The sequence below is a fragment of the Mesorhizobium sp. M7D.F.Ca.US.004.01.2.1 genome, from assembly GCF_003997785.1.
Lineage (GTDB): Bacteria > Pseudomonadota > Alphaproteobacteria > Rhizobiales > Rhizobiaceae > Mesorhizobium > Mesorhizobium loti.
The window spans coordinates 1-4756 of the sequence record NZ_RZRQ01000406.1 but is presented as its reverse complement, the minus strand read 5'-3'; the positions used below and the strand labels follow the sequence as shown (position 1 = coordinate 4756).

7 protein-coding genes and 1 pseudogene are annotated in these 4756 nt (G+C 63.4%); 4 read left to right on the top strand and 4 right to left on the bottom strand.

Annotated features, from left to right (window positions below; all coding sequences use genetic code 11):
* Nucleotides 1-458: LLM class flavin-dependent oxidoreductase (locus tag EN993_RS31645; RefSeq protein WP_127265721.1), on the bottom strand; the 458-nt coding region annotated here is incomplete at its 3' end.
* A 219-nt stretch (nucleotides 459-677) separates the two neighbouring features.
* Between EN993_RS31645 and EN993_RS31640 the strand changes: the two genes are divergently transcribed.
* Nucleotides 678-1106 carry a DUF6481 family protein gene (locus tag EN993_RS31640; protein ID WP_109667244.1) on the top strand — a complete coding sequence of 143 codons (429 nt, stop codon included), beginning with the start codon at nucleotides 678-680 and terminating at the stop codon, nucleotides 1104-1106.
* Between the two features lie 75 nt (nucleotides 1107-1181).
* Here EN993_RS31640 and sugE read toward each other — a convergent pair whose 3' ends face one another.
* Together sugE and EN993_RS38410 are read right to left on the bottom strand one after the other, a co-directional pair.
* Nucleotides 1182-1496: a quaternary ammonium compound efflux SMR transporter SugE gene (gene sugE, locus EN993_RS31635; RefSeq protein WP_013528463.1), complete on the bottom strand. Its 315-nt coding sequence runs from the start codon at nucleotides 1494-1496 to the stop codon at nucleotides 1182-1184.
* 208 nt (nucleotides 1497-1704) lie between these two features.
* A complete protein-coding gene (locus tag EN993_RS38410) occupies nucleotides 1705-1830 on the bottom strand; it encodes a hypothetical protein (protein WP_013528464.1) in 126 nt (41 codons plus the stop codon).
* A 211-nt stretch (nucleotides 1831-2041) separates the two neighbouring features.
* On the opposite strand from EN993_RS38410, the gene EN993_RS31625 reads away from it, so the two are divergent.
* The 3 genes from EN993_RS31625 (at nucleotide 2042) to EN993_RS31615 (ending at nucleotide 4430) form a co-directional block, all read left to right on the top strand.
* Nucleotides 2042-2851 (top strand): transglutaminase family protein, encoded by an 810-nt coding sequence (locus EN993_RS31625; RefSeq protein ID WP_109667764.1) that lies wholly within the window; start codon nucleotides 2042-2044, stop codon nucleotides 2849-2851.
* 145 nt (nucleotides 2852-2996) lie between these two features.
* Nucleotides 2997-3962, top strand: coding sequence for a cation diffusion facilitator family transporter (locus tag EN993_RS31620; RefSeq protein ID WP_109667247.1), 966 nt, complete (start codon nucleotides 2997-2999; stop codon nucleotides 3960-3962).
* A gap of 63 nt (nucleotides 3963-4025) precedes the next feature.
* The gene (locus tag EN993_RS31615; RefSeq protein ID WP_109667250.1) at nucleotides 4026-4430 is read left to right on the top strand and encodes a GFA family protein; all 405 of its coding nucleotides are present in this window, start codon (nucleotides 4026-4028) and stop codon (nucleotides 4428-4430) included.
* Between the two features lie 6 nt (nucleotides 4431-4436).
* Here the strand turns inward: EN993_RS31615 and EN993_RS31610 are convergent.
* A pseudogene (locus EN993_RS31610) lies at nucleotides 4437-4756 on the bottom strand (DNA recombination protein RmuC); the annotation flags it as partial.

The following is a 4756-nucleotide window of genomic DNA, read 5'->3' as shown; positions in this document are numbered from 1 at the left end:
TTGCCAGACCAGGTGACCTTCACGCTATCGCGGATGGCAAGCAGCAGATCGAGCTTTTCGGCGAACAGCTCGTCATAGTCCTCGAGGTTGTAGCCGAACAGCGGGAAGGATTCGATGAACGAGCCGCGCCCGGCCATGATCTCGGCGCGGCCGCCCGACAGAAGGTCGAGCGTGGCAAATTGCTGGAAGACGCGCACCGGGTCATCGGAAGACAGAACGGTGACCGCGCTGGTCAGCTTGATACGCTTCGAGCGCTCGGCGGCCGCGGCCAGGGCCACGACCGGTGCCGAGGCGGCATAATCGGGCCGGTGATGCTCGCCGAGGCCGAAGACGTCGAGGCCGACCTGGTCGGCCAGTTCGACCTCCTCGATCAGGTTGCGCAGCCGCTCATGCGGGCCGATGGCGCCGGGACCCGGCTGCGGGCTGACGTCGGCGAAGGTGTAGAGACCGAGTTCCATTGATGTCATCCTGATGTTGGGTTTTGTGGCTAGAGGTAGCGACCGACCCGCCTCGCCGCCAGAGGGGCGGACGGTGAACAGTGCATGTCGGTTTAGGCCGAAAAGGCGTCTCCCGAGTGCAACAGCCAACAATTTCATGGCTGCCATGCCGTTTTGGCGCTTGAACTCTCGGTTTTCGCGCGTATGTAAGCGTCGCGAATTGACTTCAGGGAAGTGGACTTGGCTATCTACAGGGAAAAAGACGTTTTCGAGCGGCGCAACGCCGCAAACGAGGCAAAGAAGGCGCTCCTCGAGCGCTTCAAGGCAAAGCCGGCGGCGGATGATCCCGCAGTGCTGGCGCGGCAGGCCGAACGCAAGGCGATCCTCGAGGCTCGCGAAATCCGCGAGGCCGAGAAGGCGAGGCTGAAGCAGGAAAAGCTGGCACGCGAAGCGGTCGAGAAGGCCGAGCGCGAGGCAGCAGCCGAGGCGGCACGTATCGCCGCCGAGGAAGCTGCACAGGCTGAGGCCAAGATTCGGGAATCCGAAGAGAACGAGCGCATCGCCCGTTTTCTGGCCGACGAAGCCGAACGCAAGGCTAAGCGCGACGCGCGTTATGCAGCGCGCAAGCAGCGCACCGGCAGAACGCCTCCAGGCTTCTCCGCCCGCTAGCCTCGCGGCAAGCATCGAATTTCAAGGTCAGGGTCGCCTCGCAGCGGCCCTGAACGTGTTTGTCTGCCGCTATGGTCAGGCGGCGAACTTCAGCCCCATGATGCCGCAGACGATGAGCGCGATGCAGGCCAGCCTGATCGCGGTGGCTGGCTCGCCGAGCAGCCAGATGCCGAGCAGTGCCGTACCGACGGTGCCAATGCCGGTCCACACCGCATAGGCGGTGCCGACCGGCAGCGCCTTCAGCGCCAGGCCGAGCAGAGTGAGGCTGACAACCATCGAAGCAACGGTCAGCACGGTCGGCACCAGCTTCGAGAAGCCATCGGTGTATTTGAGGCCGATTGCCCAGCCGATCTCGAACAGTCCGGCAAAAAAGAGAAGAATCCACGACATAGACAACGCTCCATCAGAGAATCGGACCGAAAGTGATTTTCGGGTGTCCGACGCTCAGTCAAACAATGGCGGGTCGTCCCGTCCGGATTTTGGGGGAAGCGCGAGGTCGTCCCCGCCGCGCCAATATAGGAATTTCGGGCGCTCGATCAACAGCGGCCGGCAACAGTGTTGCCGGCCGTAATCTTATTCCGAAGCGGATGGGCCGGACCTACTTGTCCTTGAGCTTCATCGCCTTGACCGGCGGCGCCTTCAGGGCCGGAGCCGGGGCGGGCTTCTTGGCGTCCTTCTTCGGCTTGCGGGCTTCCTTGCCTGCCTTCATCGCACCTTTAGCCATGATTCGTTCCTCCTGATGTGGGAAGCGAAGTGAAACAAGAGAACCGCCGGACCGCAAGGGGTTAGCGACTGCTGCCGCCGTCAGCGGATCGCTTTCAACCGGTTTCTAATTTGCTCGTAAACCCTGGCGGTCCGTGCCATGGTCATTTTCGCACTGCAGCATCAACCCGTGCCTTCGCCGGGTGATCGTCAGGCAGGCCGTCAGGACGACAATGCGAATCCACATCGGCTGCGAGATGAGCTTCGACTTTCCCCAGGAAACGCCGCTCATCGCGATGCTGAATGTGCACTATTCCCGGGCCTCCGATCTCGAACGGCCGGATTTCCTGATCTCCAATCCGCCGGTGCCGATCCAGAGCTATCGCGACAGTTTCGGCAACTGGTGCAACCGGTTCGTCGCGCCGCCCGGGCGTTTCACCTTCGGCACCGACGCGGTGATCCGCGATCCCGGCACCTTCGAGATGGGCGACCTGATGGCCTGGCAACACGAGGTGCGCGACCTGCCAGCGGACACGCTGCTGTTCCTGCTGCCCAGCCGCTTTTGCGAGAGCGACCTTCTGGCCAGCGAAGCGTGGCGGCTGTTCGGCAACACACCGCTCGGCATTCCACGCGTGCAGGCGGTCTGCGACTTCGTCCACAACCATATCGTCTTCAACTACGGCAATGCGCGGCCAACGCGCACCGCGGCGGAAGCCTATCGCGAACAGAGCGGTGTTTGCCGCGACTACGCGCATCTCGCCGTCACCTTCTGCCGGGCACTCAACATCCCGACGCGCTACTGCACCGGCTATATCAGCGACATCGGCATGCCAAAGCCGTGGGCGAGCATGGATTTCTGCGCCTGGATGGAAGTCTATCTCGGCGGCCGCTGGCATGTCTTCGACCCGCGCAACAATGCGCCGCGCATCGGCCGCATCCTGATCGCCTCCGGCCGCGACGCCGCTGATGTGCCGCTGACCCATATTTTCGGGCCGGGCACGCTCGCCGGCTTCAAGGTGTGGACTGATGAGATCGTCGAATAGTCGCCGTTTTCTGCCCGCCAGTCTTTGGCCAGCGACCTCCTTAACGACCGCCGTTTTGAACGAGCCAACGGTTCGCGCGTTGTGATGCCTGTGGAGCTTCTGCCATCTGGCCGTTAGACTGGATGCGCATCAACGGGGACACACCATGGCCGGGCATGGCGGCTCAAAAAGGGTCATTTACGCAGCACTCGCCGGCAATCTCGCCATTGCGGTGACCAAGTTCGCCGCCGCCCTGTTCACCGGCAGCTCGGCGATGCTGTCGGAAGGCGTGCATTCGCTGGTCGATACCGGCAATGGCGGCGTGCTGCTCTACGGCATGCGCCGCGCCGCCCGCCCGGCCGACCGCACGCATCCGCTCGGGCACGCCCGCGAGCTGTATTTCTGGAGTTTCATCGTCGCCCTTCTCGTCTTCGCGCTGGGCGCCGGCGTGTCGTTCTACGAAGGCGTGGTCCATATCATGGCGCCGGAGCCGGTCGCCAACGCTGAGGTGACCTACATCGTTCTGGGTCTTGCCTTCCTGTTCGAAGGCAGCTCGTGGTGGGTGGCGCTGAAGGAGTTTCGCAAGCAGAAGGGCAAGGAGGGCTGGCTGCAGGCCGTGCAATCGAGCAAGGATCCGAGCGTCTACACCGTGCTGTTCGAGGATAGTGCGGCCCTGCTCGGCCTGATCGTCGCTTTCGCCGGCATCCTGGCGGCGGACCTGCTGGAGATGCCGGAGCTCGACGGCGCCGCCTCGATCGGCATTGGGCTGATCCTCGGCGCGACGGCGATCTTCCTGGCACGCGAAAGCAAGGGCCTGCTGATCGGCGAGCCGGCATCACTCGAGGTGCAGAGACAGGTGCTGGCGATCGCCCAGCAAGATCCGGCGGTGCAGCGGGCAAACGGCGTCCTGACCGTCCATATGGGGCCGACAGAGATCGTCGCCGGCCTGAGCATCGAATTCGAGGATCATCTGACGGCGCCGGAGATCGAAGCCTGTGTGGAGCGTCTGGAGGCGAAGCTGAAAAAAGAGATGCCGGAGATCACGCGGCTGTTCGTCAAGCCGCAGACGTCAGGCACCTGGGAAAAACGGCGCAAGCTGATCGAGACCGCATCCGATCCGGCGCTGGACTAGCGCTGCGCCGTTGCCTCGCGGCCTTGCCCCGCTAAGATCGTCGAGAATTCTGGAGGAGCGAAGATGAAAATCGACGGCGGCTGCCATTGTGGCGCCATTACCTACGAGGCGGAGGTCGATCCTCAAAAGACGAACATCTGCCACTGCACGGACTGCCAGCAACTGACCGGCACGGCTTTTCGCGTGACGGTTCCGGCGCCGGAAAGCAACTATCGCATCACCAAGGGCACGCCGAAAATCTACATCAAGATCGTGGCGAGCGGCGCCAAGCGCGCCCAGGCCTTTTGCGCCGACTGCGGCTCGCACCTTTACGCCACGTCGGTCGGAGATGGTCCGAAGGTCTATGGAATTCGAGTGGGAACCGCGCGGCAACGCCAGGAATTGACACCGACACAGCAGAAATGGCACCGCTCCGCGCTGCACTGGCTGCCTGAATTTCAAGGCATGACCACGGTGGAGGAGCAGTAGCGCCGCTCAGTCGTCGCCTTCGACGACCCTCAACCTGAGCTGTCCGGTTTTCGAATCGGCAACGCGGGCGCCCGCGTCGACCTTCGCCACCGGAGCCCGTGACGCGGCGTCCGCGGCGGCATCGCCGTCTGGCTGCGCGCCGAACTCGAGCGCCTCGATCTTCTGGCCGCGCTTGGTGACCTTCGACGTCGAAACCAGGATGTCGTCGATGTCCTTGGCCGACTGGCCGAAATGGACCTGCAGCTTGCGCACCCGCTCGTCGACACGCGCAACGTCCTCCATCAGCCGGATGACCTCGCCCTGGATGAGATGCGCCTGTTCGCGCA

What these genes read in the sequence shown, in the direction of transcription:
- sugE (WP_013528463.1), bottom strand. Translation starts at nt 1,496, where the DNA reads ATGTCGTGGATTCTTCTCTTTTTTGCCGGACTGTTCGAGATCGGCTGG.
- EN993_RS31625 (WP_109667764.1), top strand. Translation starts at nt 2,042, where the DNA reads ATGCGAATCCACATCGGCTGCGAGATGAGCTTCGACTTTCCCCAGGAA.
- EN993_RS31615 (WP_109667250.1), top strand. Translation starts at nt 4,026, where the DNA reads ATGAAAATCGACGGCGGCTGCCATTGTGGCGCCATTACCTACGAGGCG.
- EN993_RS38410 (WP_013528464.1), bottom strand. Translation starts at nt 1,830, where the DNA reads ATGGCTAAAGGTGCGATGAAGGCAGGCAAGGAAGCCCGCAAGCCGAAG.
- EN993_RS31620 (WP_109667247.1), top strand. Translation starts at nt 2,997, where the DNA reads ATGGCCGGGCATGGCGGCTCAAAAAGGGTCATTTACGCAGCACTCGCC.